A 19,680-nucleotide genomic window follows, 5' to 3' on the forward strand; every position below is an offset into this window, starting at 1 on the left:
CCCGGACCCCGGCAGCCGGTCCGGCCCCCCACACGGCCCCGCGCCCCACGCGCCCGGCCTCGGCAGAAGGAGTACGCGTGAGACGTCCCCACCGCAGCACCTCCGGCATCCTGCTGGCCGCCGGCACCCTGGTCGCCCTGGGCACTCCGGCCACCGCGTCCGGCGCCGCGCCGGCCGGGGCCGAACGGGCCCCGGCGACCGCGCACACGAGCGCCGCCCAGCGGGACGCCGTCGCCTTCTGGACCCCCGAACGGATGCGCTCGGCCACCCCGCTCGACGTGCCCGGCGCCGCCCCGGACGGTCTCGCGGCCCCGGCGGTCCGTCCCGCCGCGGAGTCACGCGGCGCGGTGTCCACCGTCGCGCCCACCGCCCCGGCCGCCCCGTCCGCCGAGGTGAAGTCCCTGCCGCAGGCCGGCGGGCCGTGGACCGGGGGCGGCGCCGTCGTCCACACGATCGGGCGGGTGTTCTTCACGTTCCAGAACCGCACCGCCTCCTGCTCGGGCGACGCCGTGACCAGCAAGAACGGCAGTGTCGTGCTCACCGCCGGGCACTGTGTGAAGTACCAGGGAAGCTGGCACACCAACTGGGTCTTCGTCCCCGGCTACCACGACGGGCAGTCGCCGTACGGCACCTGGGCGGCGGCGAAGACGCTCTCCACCCCGCAGTGGACGGCCAGCGAGGACATGAACAACGACATCGGGGCCGCCGTCGTCGGCCCGGTGGACGGCAAGCGGCTCACCGACGTCGTCGGCGGCCAGGGCCTCGAGTTCAACGGCGGCTACAACAAGGACATGTACGCCTTCGGGTTCCCGGCGGCGTCCCCGTACGACGGCAGCAAGCTGATCTACTGCAGCGGGACGTCCTCGAAGGACTTCCTCCTCACCCAGGACCACGGCCTGGGCTGCAATATGACCGGCGGGTCCAGCGGCGGCCCGTGGTTCACGTCCTTCGACGAGTCCACCGGCGCCGGGCTCCAGGCGTCGGTCAACAGCTTCGGCTACACGTTCCTGCCGAACACGATGTTCGGCCCCTACTTCGGCGACGAGGCCAAGAACCTCTACGACACGGCGCAGAACACCTGACGCCGGCGCGCGACGTCCCGCCCCCGCGTGGCGGGGCGGGACGTCCGCGTACGGGCGGGTCAGCGCTTGACGGCCCGCAGGATCACGAACTTCGGGTCGCTCGCGACGACCTCGCAGTCGCCGAAGAGCCTGCGCAGCCGGACGTGGTAGCCCAGGTGCCGGTTGCCGACGACCCACAGCTCCCCGCCGGGGCGCAGCGCCGCGCGGGCGCCGGCGAACATCCGCCGGGCCGTGGTGTCGGTGGTGGCCTGGTGGCTGTGGAAGGGCGGGTTGTTCAGGACGAGGTCCACCGACGCGGCGGGGACGCCCTCCAGGCCGTCGCCGACGCGGAACGTGGCGACGGCGTCCGGTCCGGTGTTCTCCCGGAAGGTGGCCTCGGCGGAGGCCACGGCCTGGTGGGACTCGTCGGTGAACAGCAGCTCCGCCTCGGGGTTGGCCAGCGCCGCGGCGGTGCCGACGACGCCGTTGCCGCAGCCCAGGTCGACGACGCGCTCGGGGCCCCGGCGCTCGGGCAGGTGCGCGAGGAAGAAGCGGGTGCCGATGTCGAGGCGGTCGGGGCAGAAGATGCCCGCGTGGTTGGTGACGGTCGTCCCGGAGGCCGGGCCGATGCCGGTGGGCAGGGCGTAGCGGTGCGGCCAGGGGTTGGCGGGGCGGTCGAGGGCGGGGTCCGGCGTACAGAAGATGAGCCGGGACTTCTTCACGGCCAGGGACGTCCGGGTGGGGCCGAGGATCGTCTCGAACAACCGGAGCGTCGAGGTGTGGATCTCGGTGACCCGGCCGGTGCCGATGACGACGGTGTTCTCGTGGACGGCGGGCGCGAGGCGGTGGAGCTGGTCCTCCAGGAGGGCGAGGCTCTTGGGCACGCGGACGAGCAGGACGTCGATCCGCTCGGGCGGGGTGTCGCGGGTGGACAGCAGCCGGACGTCACCGGCGGGGACGCCGTTGCGCGCCAGGTTGGCCCGGGTCGCCTCCTGGCCGAGGTGGGAGTCGGAGATCTGGGTGGGCCGGTGCCCGGCGAGGGCGGTGACCAGCGCTCCCCACCGGTCGCCCACCACGACCACGGTGCCCGAGAGGTCCGTGCCGGCCTCCGCGAGGTGCTCGAGCAGGTACTCGTCGGCGGAGTCCCAGGCGCGCAGGGTGTCGCGGGGGTCCTCGGGGAAGCGGGTGAGTTCGTACTCACCCCGTGACGTCGTGAAACGGTTCATTGTGTCTTCAGGCTAGCCGAGGGGCCGCCGGGCCCCGCCCTCGGCGGGTCCGGCGGCCGGCCGCTCCCCCGGCGGGTCCGGGCGGGTCAGCAGTCGGGTACGTCCGGCAGCTTGTCGCCGGGCGAGGAGACGTAGATGTTGGTGATCCAGCCGCCGTACTTGGGCAGGTAGGCCCACCAGTCGTTGGTGTACGGGGGGACGGTGACCACCTGTCCGCGCTTCTGGCAGCCCGCCAGCACGTCGACCCCGGCGGGCAGCGTGGTGAGCACGGCGGAGTCGGTGCCGGCCCGGGCCCGTACGCGCACGCCGGAACCCCAGGTGCCGAACCAGCTTCCGGGGGTGCGGGTGGCGCCGGGGACGTTCAGCTGCCGCACCACCGCGCCGAGGTCGGAGTATGCCTTGCCGTAGGGGGTGCCTTCGGCGTGGAGGGTGAACACGGCGACGATGGTGCGGTCGGCGGCGCCCACGGTGCCGGTGGTGTGGAGGGCGGGGCGGCGCAGGTCCACGCCGTCGGCCGGGGCCGGTGCCCGCGTGGGTGCCCGGCCCGGCGTCCGGGCCGGGGCGCGGGTGGCGGCCGGATCGGTGGTACAGCCGTTGGAGTCGAAGCCGGACCACCCCTGTTTGACGGCCCAGGGCCGGTCGAAGACGGCCGCGAGGCCGAAGCTCTGGTCGTAGCTGTCCGTACCGCAGCGGGTCGAGGCGCGCAGATTGCCCATGACGTAGTCGCGGACGGGCGTGGGCGCCTCGTCGAGGAGGTACCGGTAGATCCGGACGGTGTCCGCCGCCGAGAGGGCGGTGTAACCCCAGTACCCGGGCCGGTCGGCCGGTGGCGGCGCGGTGTCGGCCAGTTTCAGCCGTGCCACCATCCGCTCGACGATGGCGCCGCCGCCGTTCCGGTCCCAGAACGTGCTGGCCGCGCCGTCGTCGCTGCTGCGCAGCATGACGTCCAGCAGCGCCCGGTCGGCGTCGGGTATCGGGTACGTGGGACCGCGGTCCCACAGGTGGTCGAGGGCGATCAGCAGCTTGACCACCGAGGCGGAACGGAACCGGGCCCGGGCGTTGAACTGCTCGGTGAACGTGCCGGTCTGCCGGTCGAACACCGCGATGCCCGCGCTCACTCCGGCCGGCAGGCCGATGGCCGCCGGGCGCGCGGAGGACGCCGCGCCGACGGCGGGTGTGGTGCACAGGGCGGCCAGGGCCAGGACGGTGAGGACCACCGCCGGCCTCAGGACACCGATGAAGCGGATCTGCAACGCGCTCTCCTCCCGGACGGCGATCCCCGCGATGCGACCGGCTCCGCGGTGTGCCGCGGTGGTGGGGGATCCTCTCCGGATGGTGGGGTGCGGCGGGCGCCAGGTCACCGGTATTCGGTCAGCGTCGAAGACGGGCCGTCAAACCCGCCTGGGCGGTGGGCTGTCGGCCGTCGGCGAACGGGTGTGTCATGGCACCATGGAAGGCCGACGCGCCGAGGAAAGGGGAGGTCCTGTGGGCGGTCTGGACAAGAGTTCCGCGAGCGGTCCCAACAAGGGGAGCGGTCTCAACAAGGGGTTGGAACGGATAGTGGTGGCCCTCCGGTGGGATCCGAGCCCTCCGGGCGCGGCTCCCCACGATCTGGACCTGATCGCGGCGACGTACGGCGCCGGCGACCCCCACGGCCGGCCCGCCTATCTCGTGCACTTCGACAGTCGTTCCCCCGACGGCACGATCACCCTCAACCGGGACAGCAAGGACGGCAAGGGCTTCGGCGACGACGAGGTCCTGACGCTGGAGCTCGACCGGCTGAGCCCCGACTACGTCCGGGTGGTCGTGGGCGTCGCCATTCAGCAGGGCGACGGGCGGCTGACGTTCGACGGCGTCGCCGGGACGAGCGTGCACGTCCGGGAGGGCCGTGAGCAGCTGGCGGAGGACGACTTCTCCGGGGTCGGCGGGGCGACGGCGGCGAGGGTCGCGGAGTTCGTCCGCGACGGTTCGGGGGCCTGGACCTTCCGGCGCGGCGTCCACGGCTTCGACGCGGATCCGGCGACCTTCGTGAGGGTCATGGGGCGGTGAGCCCACCGCCTGTGCCCGGTGCCTCCGGTCCTCGGCGGCACCGGGCACAGGTGTGCCGGGGCTCGGAAACCGGACCTCCGGTTGGAATTGATCGACGGGGTGGGGCGTTCATATAATTGCCCTAGGAAACCATATGAGCGGCGGCCCGGAACCGCCTGCCGCCGCCGGGAGGAAAACCCTGATGACCGCCACCCCCATCACCTTCCGCAATTACGTGGAGGACATCCTCGATGCCCTGAACACCGCCCCGGACCAGCACGCCTTAAGCCATGAGGGCCGGTACGTGACGGCCGGCGAGCTCCGCTCCCTCGTCTTCCGCATGGCGCGCGCCCTGCGCCTGCGCGGCGTGGGCCGCGGCCAGACCGTCACCCTGCTCAGCGGCAACCTCCCCGAGGTCATCGCCGCCCGGTACGCCGCCAATCTCCTCGGCTGCACCGTCAACCACCTCTACAACAAGCTGTCGGCGGAGTCGCAGGCCGCCATCGTCGAGGACGTCGAGACCCGGGCCCTGATCGTCGACCCGCGCTGGGCCGGCCGGGCCACCGAGGTGACCGCGCAGGCGCCGGTGAAGGACGTCTTCACCCTGGGGCCCGCGTCGCTCGGCGAGGACCTCCTGGAGCTGGCCGCCGCCGAGTCCGCCGAGCCCCTGGCCGGCGAGGCGCGGCCGGAGGACATCTGCACCATCCGCCACACCGGCGGGACCACCGGTCACCCCAAGGGGATCTGCACCACCTTCGGACAGCTCGCCACCCGCCTCTTCGACGGCCCGGACTACCCGCGTCGGCAGCTGCTGTGCACCACGGTCGCGCACGCCGGGGGCATGTTCGCCGACACCACGCTCCGCCTGGGCGGCTTCGTGGTGCTCCAGGACGACTTCGACCCCGCCGAGGTGCTCGCGGCCGTCGAGCGCGAGCGGATCACCGACCTCTTCCTCCTGCCGCCGCTGCTGTACCGGCTGATGGACCATCCGGACGCGGCCACCACCGACACCTCCAGCCTCCGCGCCCTGGTCTACGGCGGCTGCCAGGCCTCCCCCGCGCGGCTGGCCGACGCGATACGCCGCTTCGGGCCCGTGCTCGTCCAGTTCTACGGCCAGAGCGAAGCCGGCGGCATCAGCATGCTGATGCCCGATCAGCACGACCTGGACCGCCCGGAGTTGCTGCGCACCGCGGGCAAGGTCCTGCCCGACGTCGAGGTGGAGATACGCGACGAGTCCGGGCGGGCACTGCCGAACGGCGAGCTCGGCGAGATCTGCATCCGCTCCCCGCACCTCATGACCGGCTACTGGAAGCAGCCCGAGCTGACCGCCCAGGTGCTGCGCGACGGCTGGCTGCACACCGGCGACCTGGGCCGGCTGGACGACGAGGGCTTCCTGGCGGTCGTGGACCGGCTCAAGGACATGATCATCGTGGTGGGCGGCCACGTCTACACCTCCGAGCTGGAGGACGTCCTCAACTCGCACCCCGAGGTGACGCAGAGCGCCGTCTTCGGCATCCGTGACGCCGACAGCATGGAGCAGGTGCACGCCGTCGTCGTCCGCCGCCCGGGCGCCGACGTCGGCGAGGAGGAACTGCGCGCGCTGGTGCGCGAGAGCCGCGGCGCCATGTACGAGCCCGCCCGCCTCACCTTCGCCGAGACCCTGCCGCTGACCGACGCGGGCAAGCCGGACAAGAACCGCCTCCGCGCGGAGGCGGAGCGGGCCGTGGCGTGACGGGCGCGCCAGGGGGGCGAATCGTTTACTCCTTGGCGTCCGCGTAGCACCGCACCGCCGCCGTGGTGAGCGGGAACCGCACGGGCGTGTCGCCGAAGGCGATGCGCCCGGCGCGGTCGCCCGCCTCGCGGATGGCCGCCACGACGGCGGGGGCCTCCTGCTCGGGGCAGTGCACGATCACCTCGTCGTGCTGGAAGAACACCAGCTCCGCCGCCATGTCCGCGAGGGACCGGCGGACCAGGGCGAGGACCATCACCGCCCAGTCGGCCGCGCTGCCCTGGACGACGAAGTTGCGGGTGAAGCGGCCCCGGGCGCGGGCGCCCGCCGTGCTGCCGGGCGCGGTGGGCTCCTCGTCCTGCGGGATGCCCGCCTCGTCGTACGCCCCGGCCGTGGCGGAGGGCGGGCAGGTGCGGCCGAGCCAGGTGCGCACCAGGCGGCCCTCCTCGCCCGCGCGGGCCGCGTCGTCCACGAAGGCGACGGCCGCCGGGAAGCGGCGGCGCAGGTCGGCCATGTGCTTGAGGCCGTCGCCGGAGGTCTGGCCGTAGATGGCGCCCAGCATGGCGAGCTTGGCCCGCTCCCGGTCGCCCGAGAAGGCGCGCTCGGCCAGATCGGCGTAGAGGTCGCGGCCGCTGCCCGCGACGTCCATCAGGCCGGGGTCGCGGGAGACGGCGGCCAGCACCCGGGGCTCGATCTGGTCGGCGTCGGCGACGACCAGGCACCAGCCCGGGTCGGCGACGACCGCCCGCCGCACCACCTTGGGGATCTGCAGCGCCCCGCCCCCGTTGGTGGTCCACCGGCCCGTGACCGTGCCGGCGGGCAGGTACTCGGGCCGGAAGCGGCCGTCGCGCACCCAGGACTGGAGCCAGGACCAGCCGTGGGCCGTGTGCAGCCGGTAGAGCTTCTTGTACTCCAGCAGGGCGGGGATCGCCGGGTGGTCGATCTCCTGGAGCTCCCAGGCCCGGGTGGAGGACAGGGTGATCCCCTCGCGGGCGAAGGCCCGCACGATGTCGGCCGGCAGGTCGGGCCGTACGCGCACGCCGTCCCCGAAGGCGCGGGACACCTCGTCGGCCAGCTCGGCGAGCCGCCGGGTCTCCTGGCCGCCCGGATAGCGCTCGCCCAGCAGCGCCAGCAGCAGCTCGTGGTGGACGTCGGCCCGCCAGGGCACCCCGGCGCGGCCCATCTCGGCGGCCACCAGGGTGCCGGCGGACTCGGCGGCGGTCAGCAGACGCATCCGCCCGGGGTGCGCGGTGCGCTCCGTCCGGGCCAGTTGCTCCGCGTACACCTCCAGCAGGGCCGTCAGCTCGTCCGTGCCCGGTGGCAGGGGCACGGGGCCGGGGGCGAACAGGGACGGCTGGGTCTCCGCCGCCCGCGCGGGCGGGTCGGCGGGCACGGGCAGCCCGCGCAGCCGCGCCCAGGCGGCGGGCAGGGAGCGGGGCTGGCCGGACTGGCCCTCCTCGTGCCCGATCAGCAGCGCCTCGGCGGCCTCGACGTCATAGCAGCGCTCGACGCGGACGCCGGCCGCGAGCAGCCGTCCGTATGCCTCGGCCGTGGACCGCCATACCCAGCGGTCCACGCCGGGCCGCGACCGGACCGCCTCGGCCAGGCTCTTCTCCGTCTCGACGGGCCCGGCGGCCCGCCCCTCCCCGTCCACCGGGCACAGGCGCGCGCTCCCGTCCTCCGTCTCGGCCACCGCCCATCTCATGACGGAGAGTGTCGCACCGGGGTCCGACAATCACGGTCCGCAGGGGTCTGCGGCCGCCCATCACGCGGTCTTCGGGGGCCCGTGAACGCGGCGTCGCCGGACACCGGACGCGGTGTCCGGCGACGCCGGTTCAGCGGGTGGCGGGGGTCTTCGGCGCGTCGGCCGGGTCCGCCTCGCCGGGCTTCTCCCGTGGGGGCGAGGCGGCCACCACGCGGCTGCGCCCGGACGGGCGGCGGACGGCGGCGATGCCGACGCCGGCGAGGACGATCAGGCCGCCCAGGGCCGCCACGGGGGTCGGCAGGACGCCCATGAGGACCGCGTCCAGCGCCAGCGCGGCGACCGGCACCGCGTAGAGCACGAGGGAGCTCGTCGAGGCCGTGGCCGCCTCCAGCACGCGCGACCAGGTGCAGAAGGCCAGCGCCGTACAGCCGAGGCCCAGCCACACCACCGCGGCGCTCTGGTGCCAGCCGGCCGCCGCCGCCTGGCCCACCGCCTGCGGGGCGAAGAACAGCAGGGGCACCAGGCCGAAGAGGCTGCCGTAGAAGATGCAGTCCATGCCGGAGTAGCGGCACAGCAGGGGCTTCTGGAGGATGAAGGAGGTCGCCTGGGCGGCCGCCGCGAGGACGACCATGATCATGCCGGAGTGCGAACCGCCTCCGCCGCCGCCGGACATGGCGACCACCAGGGCGCCGGTCAGGGCGACGAGGAGTCCGCCGACGCCCCAGGCGCCGGGCCGTTCACGCAGCACGAGCATGCCCAGGACGGTGGCGAACACCGGGGAGGTGGCGACGAGCATGGCGGCCGTGCCGCCCTCGACGTGCCGTTCGCCGGCGTAGAGCAGCAGCTGATAGGCGGTCATGCCGGTGAGCCCGAAGCCCGCCATGCGCGGGATGTCGCCGCGGCGCAGCCTGCTGACGCGGCCCGTGAACAGGAACGGCAGCAGGAGGACGACGGCGACGGCCAGCCGCAGGACGGCCATGGCGGTCGGCGCGTAGCCGTCGAGCGCGACACGGATCGCCGGGAAGGCCGAGCCCCACAGGATCGCGGTCGCGGCCATGAACTTCCAAGGGGTCGCCACTCGGCGCTCGCCCACCAACGGAAACACCGCCTCTGACGGGTCGGGAAAAGCCAACGTCTGCGACGCTACCGAGGTTCTTCCCATAAGTCGAATAATGAATTCCGTTATTGGATCAAAGGAATCCTTTGGGCTTTGAGTGGCGGGCCGGGTCGGCTTCTCCTACCGTCGTACCCGACGAAGTCTGAGCGGACGGCGGAGGAGCACCGGGTGATGAGCGGCCTCGAGACTGCGGACCATGTCAGCGTTCACCTCACCGGCTGCGCCAAGGAGGACGCGAGTACCGTGTTCGGCGCGCTGGAGGCCGCGTTCCCCGAGGTCGGCGAGCCGGGGACGAAGGAGCCCGCCGAGGCGGCCAAGGGGGGCGCCACGGTGTGGTGCATGGTCGTCGACGCGCGGACCCGCGCCACCCCGCGCGCCGTCGCGCCGGCCCGGCTGGCCTCGCCCGTCACCGTCGACCTCTTCGGCGCCGCCGACCCCGTGCGCCAGGTCAAGGAGGAGCTCGGCGTCGTCTTCGGGGTGGAGGACCACGGCACGGTGCCGGGCGAGCACGAGCTGGAGGTACGGCTCCAGCTGGGCTCGCACCCCGACGCCTGAACCACGGCCGACGCCGCTCCGCGCGCTGTCGCGCCCCCGGAGGTATAACGGGTGGTGTCGCACCTCCGCCGAGGAGGGTCGGTCATGAAACACGACATCGGGCCGCGCCAGACCGTCGCGCCGCCCATCGAGGACCACGGCGTCATCGGCGATCTCCACACCGTCGCGCTGGTGGGCGTCGACGGCACCATCGACTGGTGCTGTCTGCCACGCTTCGACGCGCCCTCGGTCTTCGGCGCCCTCCTCGACACCGGGCGCGGGGGCTCGTTCTCCGTCCGGGTGCGCGACGTGGAGCGCACCAAGCAGATGTACCTGCCGGACTCCAATGTGCTGCTGACCCGCTTCCTCGCCGAGGCCGCGGTCGCGGAGCTGTACGACTTCATGGTGCCCGACCATCCGTCCTGCCCGGCGAGCGATGTCCGGCAGATCGTCCGCCAGGTGCGGATGGTGCGCGGGAGCGCCACGGTCGAGGTGGAGTGCCGGCCGGCGTTCGACTACGCCCGCGCCGCGCACACGGTCGAGGTGGTCGAGGGCGTCGGCGCCGTCTTCACGAGCCCGGCCGGCACGCTGGTGCTGCGCTCGACCGTGCCGCTGCGCGCCGAGGGGGACGCCGCCGTGGCGACCGTCGTGCTGGAGCCGGGCCGGACGCTGGAGCTCGCGGCCCAGTGGGGCGGCGAGATCCGCCCGTTCGGCCGCGGCGAGGCGTCCCGGCTGCTGGACGACACCCTGCGCTACTGGGACGGCTGGCTGCGCCGCTCCACCTACCAGGGCCGCTACCGGGAGGCGGTCGAGCGCTCCGCGCTCGTCCTCAAGCTCCTCGTCCACCAGCCCACCGGCGCCCTCGTCGCCGCGCCCACCACCTCACTGCCCGAGTCGCCGGGCGGGGGCCGCAACTGGGACTACCGCTACACCTGGATCCGGGACGCCGCGTTCACGCTGTACGCGCTGATGCGGCTGGGGTTCACGGAGGAGGCCGCGGCGTTCATCGACTGGCTCCACCGCCGCTGTGTGGAGGCGCCACCGGGCACCGGCCTCCAGGTGCTCTACGGCATCGACGGCCGCTCCGAGCTGCCGGAGACCGTGCTCGACCACCTCGCCGGATACCGCGGCTCCCGTCCGGTGCGCATCGGCAACGCCGCCGCGAACCAGCTCCAACTCGACATCCACGGCGAGCTGATGGACTCCGTCTACCTCTACAACAAGCACGGCGAGCCCATCTCCTACGAGCTGTGGGAGGCGCTGAGCCGCCAGCTCGAATGGCTGGAGAAGCACTGGGAGGAGCCGGACGACGGGATCTGGGAGACGCGCGGCGGCCGCCGGCGCTTCACCTACTCCGCGCTGATGACCTGGGTCGCCTTCGAGCGCGCCATGCGCATCGCCCGCCACCGCGGCATGCCCGCCCCGGTGGAGCGCTGGCGCGACGCCGCCGCCGCGGCGTACCGCTACGTCCAGGAGGAGTGCTGGTCGCCGGAGCTCGGCGCGTACGTCCAGTACGCCGAGGGCCGCACGCTGGACGCGTCCCTGCTGGTCATGCCGCTGGTGAAGTTCGCCGGCCCGTCCGACCCGCGGTTCCTCTCCACGGTCCGGCGGCTGGAGGAGGAGCTGGTCAGCGACAGCCTCGTCCACCGCTACCGGACCGACGGCACCGACGGGTTCCTCGACCGGGAGGGCACGTTCAACCTCTGCTCCTTCTGGTACGTCGAGGCGCTGGCCCGGGCCGGGCGGGTCGGCGAGGCGCGGTACATCTTCGAGAAGATGACCACCCACGCCAACCACCTGGGCCTGTACGCGGAGGAGGTCGGCGCGGCGGGCGAGGCCCTGGGCAACTTCCCCCAGGCCTTCACCCACCTCGCGCTCATCAGCGCCGCGACCAACCTCGACCGCGCCGTCACCGCCCACCGCACGCCGACGGCCCGGCCCTGCCGGCCGTGACCCCGCCGGCCGTGAGGTCGTGACCCGCCGGCCGTCAGCCGACGGTCACCCGGCCGCCGAGGTCCACCGTTCCATCGCCGTGACAGCGCGTCAGGATCACGGATCCCATGCCCTGCCGGACGACGAGGTCCCGGCCGAGCTCGGCGGCGAGGGTCAGGGCGGCGGCGCCGGTGGCCTCGTCCTCGACGATCCCGTCGCCGCGCCGGGGAAAGCCCCGGGCCCGGACGCGCCCCGCGGCCTCGTCCTCCCAGGCCCAGGCGTACAGCCAGCCCTCCCCCGGCGGCGGCGCGGGCAGCGCGTCCACCTCGGCGACCGAGGCGAACCGCCGGGTGCGCCGCCCGGCCGCCCACCCGGCCCGCGCCCGGATCCAGGTCGTCTCCCCCTCCTGCCACGTGGGCACCTCCCCCGCCGGCGGGCGCAGCACGTCCACTCCCCGCCCCCGCCGCCGCAGCCACCACGCGAGGCCGACCAGCGGATGCCCCGCGAACGGCAGCACGGCACCGGGCGTCCGGATGTCGACGAGCCCGGTGCCGGGGTCGTCGACGAACACCGTCTCGCTGAAGCCCAGTTCCGCCGCGAGCGCCTGCCGGGCCTCCCCGGGGACCGTGCGGCCGTCCTCGACGATCCCGAGCGGATTGCCTCCCCCGCCGTCCGGTCCCGCGAACACCCGCACCACTATGTGATCAGCCATGCGGGTGATTGAACCAGTCGCGGACCCGGACGAGGGAAGAGGCACAACGTGCTGCCCGACTTGCCCGACCCCCTGACGACCCTGGTGCGGCGCCACCGGGAGCCCGCCGTCGTCCAAGCGGTCCGCTCCACGCTGGCGGCCGTGATCTCCTATGTGGTGGCCCTCCAGCTGAGCAGCGAGCAGGCGCCGCTCACCGCCCCGCTCACCGCGATCCTCGTGGTGCAGGTCACCCTGTACTCCACCCTCACCACCGGCATCCGCAGGGTGAACTCCGTGGTGGCGGGCGTGCTGATCGCCATCGGCTTCAGCGTCGTCGTGGGCCTGACCTGGTGGAGCCTGGGTCTGATCATCCTGGCCTCGCTGATCATCGGGCGGTTCGTCCGCGCGGGTGAATTCGTGCCCGAGGTGGCGATCAGCGCCATGCTGGTCCTGGGCGTCACCCGGGTGGGCTACACCGCGTGGGACCGGGTCCTGGAGACCCTCATCGGCGCCGTCGTCGGCCTGCTGTTCGACGTCCTGTTCGTCCCCCCGGTGTGGGTGCAGCCCGCCAGCGAGGCCATCGAGCACCTCTCGCGCCGGATGGGACGGCTGCTCCAGCGCGTCGGCGAGGAGCTCGTCGGCCACACCCCGGTCGCGGAGGCGGCGGCCCGGCTCCACGAGGCGCGCCGCCTGGACCAAGAGATCGTGCAGGTCGACGCCTCGCTGCGGCAGGCCGAGGACAGCCTGCGCCTCAACCCCCGGGTCAGGGAGGGGCTGCTCCACCGGGTCGTGCTGCGCACCGGCCTGGACGCCCTGGAGATCACCGCCGTCGTCCTGCGCGTCATCTGCCGCACGCTCACCGACCTCGCCAAGGAGCGCACCGGGGAGACCCTGTTCGCCCCCGATGTGGCGGAGGCCCTGCGGGAGGTGTTCATCCACCTCGCCCGCGCGGTGGAGAGCTTCGCCGTCCTGATCACCACCCAGGTGAGCGCCAACGCCGAGGAGGCCGAGTCCCGGCTCGTCGCCGAACTGGCCGCCGGCCGCACGAGCCGCGACCGCGCGGCCGAGCTGCTCCTCCAGGGTGTCCGGCGGCACCCGCGCCAGTGGCAGCTCCACGGGGCGCTGCTGGCGGAGGTGGACCGGATCCTGGACGAGCTCGACGTGGAGAAACGGACCGAGCGGCTGGCCGAGGAGCTGGACCGCGCCGCCCGCGAACAGCGCGACCGCCACCCGACGCTCCACCGCGTCCAGCGCCGGCTGCGCAGCACGGGTTACGGCTGGCGCAGCGCGACGGGCGGGGAGCGGGTCGAGTAGCGGACGCGGCCGTCGCCCGCTCCTCGCGGCTAGCGTGCCCCGTCCCCCTCGTGGCCGGTCGCGCGGCCGCGGCGGGCGGGGGCGCGGCCGGCCGGCTGCTCGGGGGCGGGGCCGGTGGGGATGGGCGGGATCTGGCGGGACTCCGGGGCGGCGCAGAGCAGGCTCAGGCGCTCGCCGCAGTGGCGGATGCCGAGGCTGTCGCCGTCGAGGAGGGTGTAGGTGGCGGTGGTCCCGGTGATCTCCACGCGCACCCGGCGCTGGCGGAACTGGACGGTGAAGGCGAGGCGGCCGAGTTGTTCCGGCAGCCGGGGGTTGAAGGCGATGAGCCCGTCGTCCTCGCGCATCCCGCCGAAGCCGATGACGAGGGCGAACCAGGTGCCGGCGAGGGAGGCGATGTGGATGCCGTCGCGGGTGTTGCCCTCCAGGTCGGAGAGGTCCATCATCGCGGCCTCGCCCAGGTAGTCGTAGGCGAGCCGCATGTGGCCGACCTCGGCGGCCATCACGGCCTGTCCGCAGGCGGACAGGGAGGAGTCGCGCACGGTCAGCTGCTCGTAGTAGGCGAAGTTGCGGGCCTTCTCCTCCGGGGTGAAGGCGTCCCCGCGCAGGCACATGGCGAGGACGAGGTCGGCCTGTTTGACGACCTGTTTGCGGTAGAGGTCGAAGTAGGGGAAGTTCAGCAGCAGCGGGTACTGGTCGGGGTGGGTGCGGGCGAAGTCCCAGAGCTGGTGGCGGGTGAAGCCCGCGGACTGCTCGTGCACCCGCAGCTCGTCGTCGTACGGGAGGGTCATCCGGGTGGCCGCGTCCCGCCAGGCGGCGGTCTCCTCGTCGTCCACGCCCAGGTTCGCGGCGAGGTCCGGGTGGCGTTCGGCGGCGGCCGCGGCCGCCCGCAGATTGTGCTGGGCCATCAGGTTCGTGTAGACGTTGTCGTCCGCGATGGCGCTGTACTCGTCCGGGCCGGTGACCCCGTCGATGTGGAAGTCGCCGTGATGGTCGTGGTGGCCCAGGGAGCGCCACAGCCGGGCGGTCTCCACCAGCAGGGGCAGCCCCACCTCGCGTTCGAAGGCGTCGTCGCAGGTGGCGCGGATGTAGCGGACGACGGCGTCGGCGATGTCGGCGTTGATGTGGAACGCGGCGGTGCCGGCCGGCCAGTAGCCGGAGCACTCGCTGCCGTTGATGGTCCGCCAGGGGAAGGCGGAGCCCGCCAGGCCGAGCTGCCGGGCCCGTTCCTGGGCCTCGGGCATGGTGTTGTACCGCCAGCGCAGGGCCTGTTCCACGGCCTGGGGCGCGGTGTAGGTGAGCGCGGGCAGGACGAAGGTCTCGGTGTCCCAGAAGCAGTGGCCGTCGTAGCCGGGGCCGGTCAGGCCCTTGGCGGGCAGGGCGCGGGCCTCGCCGCGGGCGCCGGCCTGGAGGACGTGGAAGAGGGCGAAGCGGACGGCCTGCTGGATCTCGGCGTCGCCGTCCACCTCGACGTCGGAGCCAGCCCAGAACTCCTCCAGGTAGGCGCGCTGTTCGGCGGCCAGCCCTTCGAAGCGGGCGCTGGTGGCGGCGGCGAGGGCGGCGTCGACCTGGTCGCGTACGGCGGGCGCCGAGCGCACCGCCGACCAGCCGTGCGCGACGATCTTCTCCACACGCAGTTTCTCGCCCGGCCGCAGCCGTGAGGTGACGGTGAAGCGGCCGAGGTCGTCGATGCTCTCCGACGCGGTCTCGGCCTTGGGACCGTCCACGAAGTGCGCGGCGGCCACGCCGACCCGCAGGTCGCTGCGGGCGGTGCGGTGCAGCAGCCGGATGCGGCTGTCGTGAGCGGCGTGCTCCTCGGAGACCAGCGGGGTCTCCAGGACGGCGGCGGCGCGCGGGTCCCCCTCGGCGCGGGGCAGTTGTTCGTTGGCGACGAGCTCCGACTGGACGACGATCCGCATCTCGTCGTCGAGCGGCTCGACCTCGTAGGCGATGGCCGCCACCGCGCGCTGGCTGAAGGACACCAGCCGGGTGGAGCGGACGCGGACGCTGCGGCCGCTGGGCGAGGTCCACTCGGCGGTGCGGTGGAGCAGCCCGGTCCGGAAGTCGAGCAGCCGCTCGTGCTTGTGGCACTTCCCGTAGCGCAGGTCGAAGGGCTCGTCGTCGACGAGGAGGCGGACGAGCTTGCCGTTGGTGACGTTGATGATGGTCTGGCCGGACTCCGGGTAGCCGTAGCCCGCCTCGGCGTAGGGCAGCGGCCGGAACTCGAAGACGCCGTTGAGGTAGGAGCCGGGCAGGCCGTGCGGCTCGCCCTCGTCGAGGTTGCCCCGCCAGCCGACGTGGCCGTTGGAGAGGGCGAAGACCGATTCGCTCTGGGAGAGCACGTCCATGCTGAGCTCGGTCTCGCGCAGGCACCAGGGTTCGACCATATAGGACGGATGGGTGATCACAGGGCCTCCCCCAGCAGTTCCGCGAGGTCGTCGACGACGACATCGGCGCCGTGCCGGCGCAGTTCCTCGGCCTGGTCGGCCCGGTTCACGCCGACGACGAAGCCGAAGGCGCCGGCGCGACCGGCCTCCATGCCCGCCAGGGCGTCCTCGAAGACGGCGGCGGCCCCGGGTGGTGTGCCGAGGTCGTGGGCGGCGGCGAGGAAGGTGTCGGGGTGGGGCTTGCCCGGCAGGTGCCGTTCGGCGGCGACGATTCCGTCGATCCGCACCTCGAAGAGGTCCTCGATGCCGGCGGCGGCCAGTACGGCCTGGCAGTTGGCGCTGGAGGAGACCACCGCACGGCGCAGTCCGGCGTCGCGGGCGGCCCGGGCGTAGCGGACGGAGCCGGGGAACGCCTCGACGCCCAGTTCCTGGATCTTCGTCAGGACGAGGGCGTTCTTGCGGTTGCCGAGCCCGTGCACGGTGTCGCGGTCGGGCGGGTCGTCGTCGGCGCCCTCGGGGAGGTGGATGCCGCGCGAGGCGAGGAAGGTGCGGACGCCGTCGGCGCGAGGCATGCCGTCGACGTAGCGGTCGTAGTCGGTGGCGTCGAAGGGGCGGAAGTCCGCTCCGTCGCGGCGGCGCAGGAAGGCGTCGAAGGTCTCTTTCCAGGCGGCGGCGTGGACGGTGGCGGTGCGGGTGAGGACGCCGTCCATGTCGAACAGACAGGCGTGGACGGTGTCGGGCAGGCCGAGACGGTTCATGGTGTGGCGCCTTCCCCGCTGTCGCCGATGTCATCCGGGAGGTACCAGCGGTGCGGGGCGATCAGGTCACGGGCGGCGTCGGGTCCCCAGGAGCCGGGCGGGTAGGGCAGCACCTCGCCGGGCGACTCCAGCAGCGGGGCGGAGACCTCCCAGAGCCGTTCGATGCCGTCGGAGCGGGTGAAGAGGGCCTGGTCGCCCAGCATGGCGTCGAGGATGAGCCGTTCGTAGCCCTCCAGGCCGCTGCGCCGCCGGACGGAGTCGGCGTAGCGGAACGTCATCCGGGCCGGGCCGAGCCGCATGCTCGGGCCGGGTTGTTTGACGAGGAAGCGGGCGGCGATCCAGCCGGGGTCGTCGAAGTCGACGACCAGGGTGTTGGCGCAGGAGTCGGCCGGGGGCGGCGTCCCGGGGAACATCCGCAGCGAGGGCTCCTTGAAGTGGAGGGTGACGACCTGTCGCCGGCGGGCGAGCGATTTGCCGGAGCGGAGGTAGAAGGGGACGCCGGACCAGCGCCAGTTGTCGATCTCGGCGCGCAGGGCGATGAAGGTCTCGGTGCCGGAGCGCGGGTCGACGCCGGGCTCGGCGCGGTAGCCGTCGTACTGGCCGCGCACGGCCCGGCGGGGGTCGAGCGGCCGCATCGCCTGGAAGACCTTGTTCTTCTCGTCCCGCAGGGCCTTCGCGCCGAGGTCGACGGGCGGCTCCATGGCGACGAAGCCGAGCACCTGGAAGAGGTGGGTGACGACCATGTCGCGGAAGGTGCCGGTCTGTTCGAAGAACGAGGCGCGGCCCTCGATGCCGATCGCCTCGGGGACGTCGATCTGGACATGGCTGATGTGGTCGCGGTTCCAGACGGGTTCGAAGAGGCCGTTGGCGAAGCGGAGGGCGAGGATGTTGTCGACGGACTCCTTGCCGAGGAAGTGGTCGATGCGGAAGACGCGTTCCTCGTCGAAGACGGTGTGGAGGGTGTCGTTGAGGGCGCGCGCGGAGGCGAGGTCGGTGCCGAAGGGCTTCTCGACGATGACGCGGGCGCCGTTGGCGAGTCCGGTGCGGCCGAGTTCCTCGACGACGGAGGCGAAGGCGACGGGCGGCACGGCCAGGTGGTGGAGGCGGCGGGGGCTGCCGCCGAGGTCGCGTTCGGCCGCGCGGACGGCGTCGAGCAGCGGCCGGGTGTCCCCGGGGTCGGCGGCGCCGAAGCTCAGGGCGCGTTCGAATGCCTCCCACTCCTCGCCGACGGGCTCGGCTGCGCAGAACTCGGCGACGGCGTCCCGGGCGCGCTCGCGGAACTCCTCGTCGGTGAGCGCGTCCGAGGCGGGGGCGGAGCCCACGATCCGGTAGGCGCGGGGCATCAGGCCGGCCAGGGCGAGCCGGAAGAGGCCGGGGAGGAGCTTGCGCCGGGCGAGGTCGCCGGTGGCGCCGAAGAGCACGATGACGTGGTCGTCGGGGGTGACGATCCCGGTCCCGGCGCCCGGCGCGGGCTCCGCTCGCGTGGGGGTGGGCTTCACACCCCTACCTTCCGGCAGCCCTCGCCCGCGCGCGATTCGCGTCACCCGTTCGGACCGCGCGGGGGCGGGCGGGGCGTGGCGGGCGGGGCGGGTGCGGTCAGCGGACGGGCAGGGCGAGTCCGGTCGCGGCGGAGTGGAGGGTGAGGGTGGCCCCGGGCGGGTTGCGCGCCACGTACAGCGGGTCGGTGCCGGTGACGAGGAGGGCGAGCCGGTGGCCGGCGGGCAGGTCGTAGACGGTGGCGAAGAGGTCGAAGCACGCCTCGAAGGGGGTTCCGGGGGCACGGCGGGCGAAGGAGTACGGGGCGTGGGTGACGAGCGTGGCGGTGCCGGTGGGGGCCAGGTCGTAGAGGCGCGCGACGAGGGTCCCCTCCGCCGCCGAGGGTGTCACCCGGGTGCGCAGGGCGGGGATGCCCCGCAGCCGCCGGGGGCGGGGGTCGGGGGACGTCCACCACAGGGCGGCGGAGCCGTGGCCGGGTGACGGGGCGTCGGCGTGCGGGCCGTGCGGGTCCGGGCCGGTGTGGATGACGGGGTCGGGGCCCGTCCTCGGCTCCAGCGGGGGGACGTGGTTGGCGGAGGCGGTCGCCCACAGGTCGTCGTAGTGCTCCCCGGGGTGGCCGGGGGGCCGGCCCCGGGCCTCCAGGAAGACGGGCGGCTCGGTGCCGGGGCCGCCGGGCCCGCCGCGCAGGTGGCGGTCGAACCAGCGCTGCGCGCTCGCCGACGGCGCTTGCGCGGCGTGGTCGTCCCGCCGGTACTCCAGGCGCTTGGCCGTGCGGAGGCGGCTGAAGTACCGCCCGTTCCGGTTGGGTGACTCGACGGTCGCGGACCAAGTGTGGGCCAGCAGGACGGCGGGGGCGTGGGCGTTGAGCCGGTCCAGGTGGGTGATCGGGGAACGGGCGCGGGCGAAGGAGCGGAAGGCGGGCGTGGGGTCGGGGTGCTCCGCGTACTCCCGCAGGGCGCGGCGGACCTCCGGGTCCGGCCGGACCGCCCCGGGGCGGGCGGCGGCCCGGAACAGGGGGTGGGCGCGCCGCCTGGTGCCGCCGCCGTAGAGCCCGTCGAGGAGGTCCACCCAGCCGCCGAGGGCGGCCACCGCCCGTACCCGCCGGTCCTCGGAGGCGGCGAGCAGCCCGATGCCGGCGCCGTACGCCGTGCCGTACAGGCCCACCCGCCGGGCGTCGGCCGGGGTGCGGGCGAGCGCCCAGGAGATCACGGCGGAGGCGTCGGCGACGTCCCGCGGCCCGGCCATGCCGAACGCGCCGCCCGAGCCGGGCAGGCCGCGCGGCCGGTAGCCGACGACGACGTACCCGGCGGCGGCCAGCCGCCGGGCCGCCGGGTCCTGGTGGGCGGCGGGGTACGGGAAGGGGGCGGGCATCACGACCAGCGGGTGCGGCCCGGGGCCGGCGGGCGCGTGGACCTCCGCCCGGAGCCGCACCCCGGGCGCGACCTCGATCGCGGTGACCTCCGGGCCGCCGCGCACGGCCCGGGCGGCGGGCGCGGCCACGGCCGGGGCCATGGCGGACACCGTGAGGAGGACGGCCGCCACCAGGGCTGCCAGGGCGGACCGGACCGCTCGCATGGGTCACCTGCCGACGGGCTCGATACGGGCGCGCATCACCGGAGCGCGTCGGTCCGGCGCCTGTGGGAGCCCGCGGCACGACGGCCGTACTTACCGACCGGAGCGTCTCGAACACGGAGGGTGACCGGC

Annotated in this window: 15 protein-coding genes; 6 read left to right on the top strand and 9 right to left on the bottom strand. The window is 74.0% G+C overall.

Features of this window, described 5'->3' with window-relative positions:
* The first annotated feature begins 77 nt into the window (after positions 1-77).
* The gene (locus ACX9I7_RS15670) at positions 78-1,082 is read left to right on the top strand and encodes a trypsin-like serine peptidase (protein ID WP_459387685.1); all 1,005 of its coding nucleotides are present in this window, start codon (positions 78-80) and stop codon (positions 1,080-1,082) included.
* A gap of 59 nt (positions 1,083-1,141) precedes the next feature.
* On the opposite strand, the gene ACX9I7_RS15675 is transcribed toward ACX9I7_RS15670, so the two are convergent.
* Positions 1,142-2,287 (bottom strand): methyltransferase, encoded by a 1,146-nt coding sequence (locus tag ACX9I7_RS15675; protein ID WP_387573823.1) that lies wholly within the window; start codon positions 2,285-2,287, stop codon positions 1,142-1,144.
* A gap of 86 nt (positions 2,288-2,373) precedes the next feature.
* The gene (locus tag ACX9I7_RS15680) at positions 2,374-3,540 is read right to left on the bottom strand and encodes a hypothetical protein (protein ID WP_459387686.1); all 1,167 of its coding nucleotides are present in this window, start codon (positions 3,538-3,540) and stop codon (positions 2,374-2,376) included.
* Between the two features lie 232 nt (positions 3,541-3,772).
* Between ACX9I7_RS15680 and ACX9I7_RS15685 the strand changes: the two genes are divergently transcribed.
* Both ACX9I7_RS15685 and ACX9I7_RS15690 read left to right on the top strand, forming a co-directional pair.
* Positions 3,773-4,336 (top strand): TerD family protein, encoded by a 564-nt coding sequence (locus ACX9I7_RS15685; protein WP_387573827.1) that lies wholly within the window; start codon positions 3,773-3,775, stop codon positions 4,334-4,336.
* Between the two features lie 181 nt (positions 4,337-4,517).
* The gene (locus tag ACX9I7_RS15690) at positions 4,518-6,047 is read left to right on the top strand and encodes an AMP-binding protein (RefSeq protein WP_459387687.1); all 1,530 of its coding nucleotides are present in this window, start codon (positions 4,518-4,520) and stop codon (positions 6,045-6,047) included.
* A gap of 25 nt (positions 6,048-6,072) precedes the next feature.
* Here the strand turns inward: ACX9I7_RS15690 and ACX9I7_RS15695 are convergent, their stop codons facing one another.
* On the bottom strand, positions 6,073-7,749 hold the full coding sequence (locus ACX9I7_RS15695) for a bifunctional 3'-5' exonuclease/DNA polymerase (protein ID WP_459387688.1): 1,677 nt from the start codon (positions 7,747-7,749) through the stop codon (positions 6,073-6,075).
* A 130-nt stretch (positions 7,750-7,879) separates the two neighbouring features.
* On the bottom strand, positions 7,880-8,806 hold the full coding sequence (locus ACX9I7_RS15700) for a DMT family transporter (RefSeq protein ID WP_459387689.1): 927 nt from the start codon (positions 8,804-8,806) through the stop codon (positions 7,880-7,882).
* Between the two features lie 231 nt (positions 8,807-9,037).
* Here ACX9I7_RS15700 and ACX9I7_RS15705 point away from each other — a divergent pair, with 231 nt between their 5' ends.
* Complete coding sequence (locus ACX9I7_RS15705) at positions 9,038-9,421, top strand: hypothetical protein (protein ID WP_459387690.1); 384 nt, start codon at positions 9,038-9,040, stop codon at positions 9,419-9,421.
* A gap of 84 nt (positions 9,422-9,505) precedes the next feature.
* Positions 9,506-11,353: a glycoside hydrolase family 15 protein gene (locus ACX9I7_RS15710; RefSeq protein ID WP_387573837.1), complete on the top strand. Its 1,848-nt coding sequence runs from the start codon at positions 9,506-9,508 to the stop codon at positions 11,351-11,353.
* A gap of 34 nt (positions 11,354-11,387) precedes the next feature.
* Here ACX9I7_RS15710 and ACX9I7_RS15715 read toward each other — a convergent pair whose 3' ends face one another.
* The gene (locus ACX9I7_RS15715) at positions 11,388-12,044 is read right to left on the bottom strand and encodes a PhzF family phenazine biosynthesis protein (RefSeq protein ID WP_459387691.1); all 657 of its coding nucleotides are present in this window, start codon (positions 12,042-12,044) and stop codon (positions 11,388-11,390) included.
* Between the two features lie 51 nt (positions 12,045-12,095).
* Here ACX9I7_RS15715 and ACX9I7_RS15720 point away from each other — a divergent pair, with 51 nt between their 5' ends.
* On the top strand, positions 12,096-13,337 hold the full coding sequence (locus ACX9I7_RS15720; protein WP_459387747.1) for an FUSC family protein: 1,242 nt from the start codon (positions 12,096-12,098) through the stop codon (positions 13,335-13,337).
* Between the two features lie 29 nt (positions 13,338-13,366).
* Here ACX9I7_RS15720 and ACX9I7_RS15725 read toward each other — a convergent pair whose 3' ends face one another.
* The 4 genes from ACX9I7_RS15725 to ACX9I7_RS15740 form a co-directional block, all read right to left on the bottom strand.
* Entirely contained in the window at positions 13,367-15,742 is a 2,376-nt protein-coding gene (locus ACX9I7_RS15725) for a glycoside hydrolase family 65 protein (protein WP_387573841.1), read from the bottom strand.
* Positions 15,739-16,479 carry an HAD family hydrolase gene (locus ACX9I7_RS15730; RefSeq protein WP_358620588.1) on the bottom strand — a complete coding sequence of 247 codons (741 nt, stop codon included), beginning with the start codon at positions 16,477-16,479 and terminating at the stop codon, positions 15,739-15,741. The genes ACX9I7_RS15725 and ACX9I7_RS15730 overlap by 4 nt, the downstream gene beginning before the upstream one ends.
* Complete coding sequence (gene zwf, locus ACX9I7_RS15735) at positions 16,476-17,978, bottom strand: glucose-6-phosphate dehydrogenase (protein WP_459387692.1); 1,503 nt, start codon at positions 17,976-17,978, stop codon at positions 16,476-16,478. Before zwf ends, ACX9I7_RS15730 begins: the two co-directional genes overlap by 4 nt.
* Before the next feature lie 97 nt (positions 17,979-18,075).
* Positions 18,076-19,551 carry a CocE/NonD family hydrolase gene (locus ACX9I7_RS15740; RefSeq protein ID WP_459387693.1) on the bottom strand — a complete coding sequence of 492 codons (1,476 nt, stop codon included), beginning with the start codon at positions 19,549-19,551 and terminating at the stop codon, positions 18,076-18,078.
* Positions 19,552-19,680 lie beyond the last annotated feature (129 nt).

It is taken from the genome of Streptomyces sp. L500, assembly GCF_054551825.1.

Bases quoted from the DNA above. Each gene is read 5' to 3' on its own strand.
- ACX9I7_RS15675 (WP_387573823.1), bottom strand. From the start codon at position 2,287: ATGAACCGTTTCACGACGTCACGGGGTGAGTACGAACTCACCCGCTTC.
- ACX9I7_RS15690 (WP_459387687.1), top strand. From the start codon at position 4,518: ATGACCGCCACCCCCATCACCTTCCGCAATTACGTGGAGGACATCCTC.
- ACX9I7_RS15695 (WP_459387688.1), bottom strand. From the start codon at position 7,749: ATGAGATGGGCGGTGGCCGAGACGGAGGACGGGAGCGCGCGCCTGTGC.
- ACX9I7_RS15700 (WP_459387689.1), bottom strand. From the start codon at position 8,806: ATGGCCGCGACCGCGATCCTGTGGGGCTCGGCCTTCCCGGCGATCCGT.
- ACX9I7_RS15705 (WP_459387690.1), top strand. From the start codon at position 9,038: ATGAGCGGCCTCGAGACTGCGGACCATGTCAGCGTTCACCTCACCGGC.
- ACX9I7_RS15710 (WP_387573837.1), top strand. From the start codon at position 9,506: ATGAAACACGACATCGGGCCGCGCCAGACCGTCGCGCCGCCCATCGAG.
- ACX9I7_RS15715 (WP_459387691.1), bottom strand. From the start codon at position 12,044: ATGGCTGATCACATAGTGGTGCGGGTGTTCGCGGGACCGGACGGCGGG.
- ACX9I7_RS15730 (WP_358620588.1), bottom strand. From the start codon at position 16,479: ATGAACCGTCTCGGCCTGCCCGACACCGTCCACGCCTGTCTGTTCGAC.
- ACX9I7_RS15740 (WP_459387693.1), bottom strand. From the start codon at position 19,551: ATGCGAGCGGTCCGGTCCGCCCTGGCAGCCCTGGTGGCGGCCGTCCTC.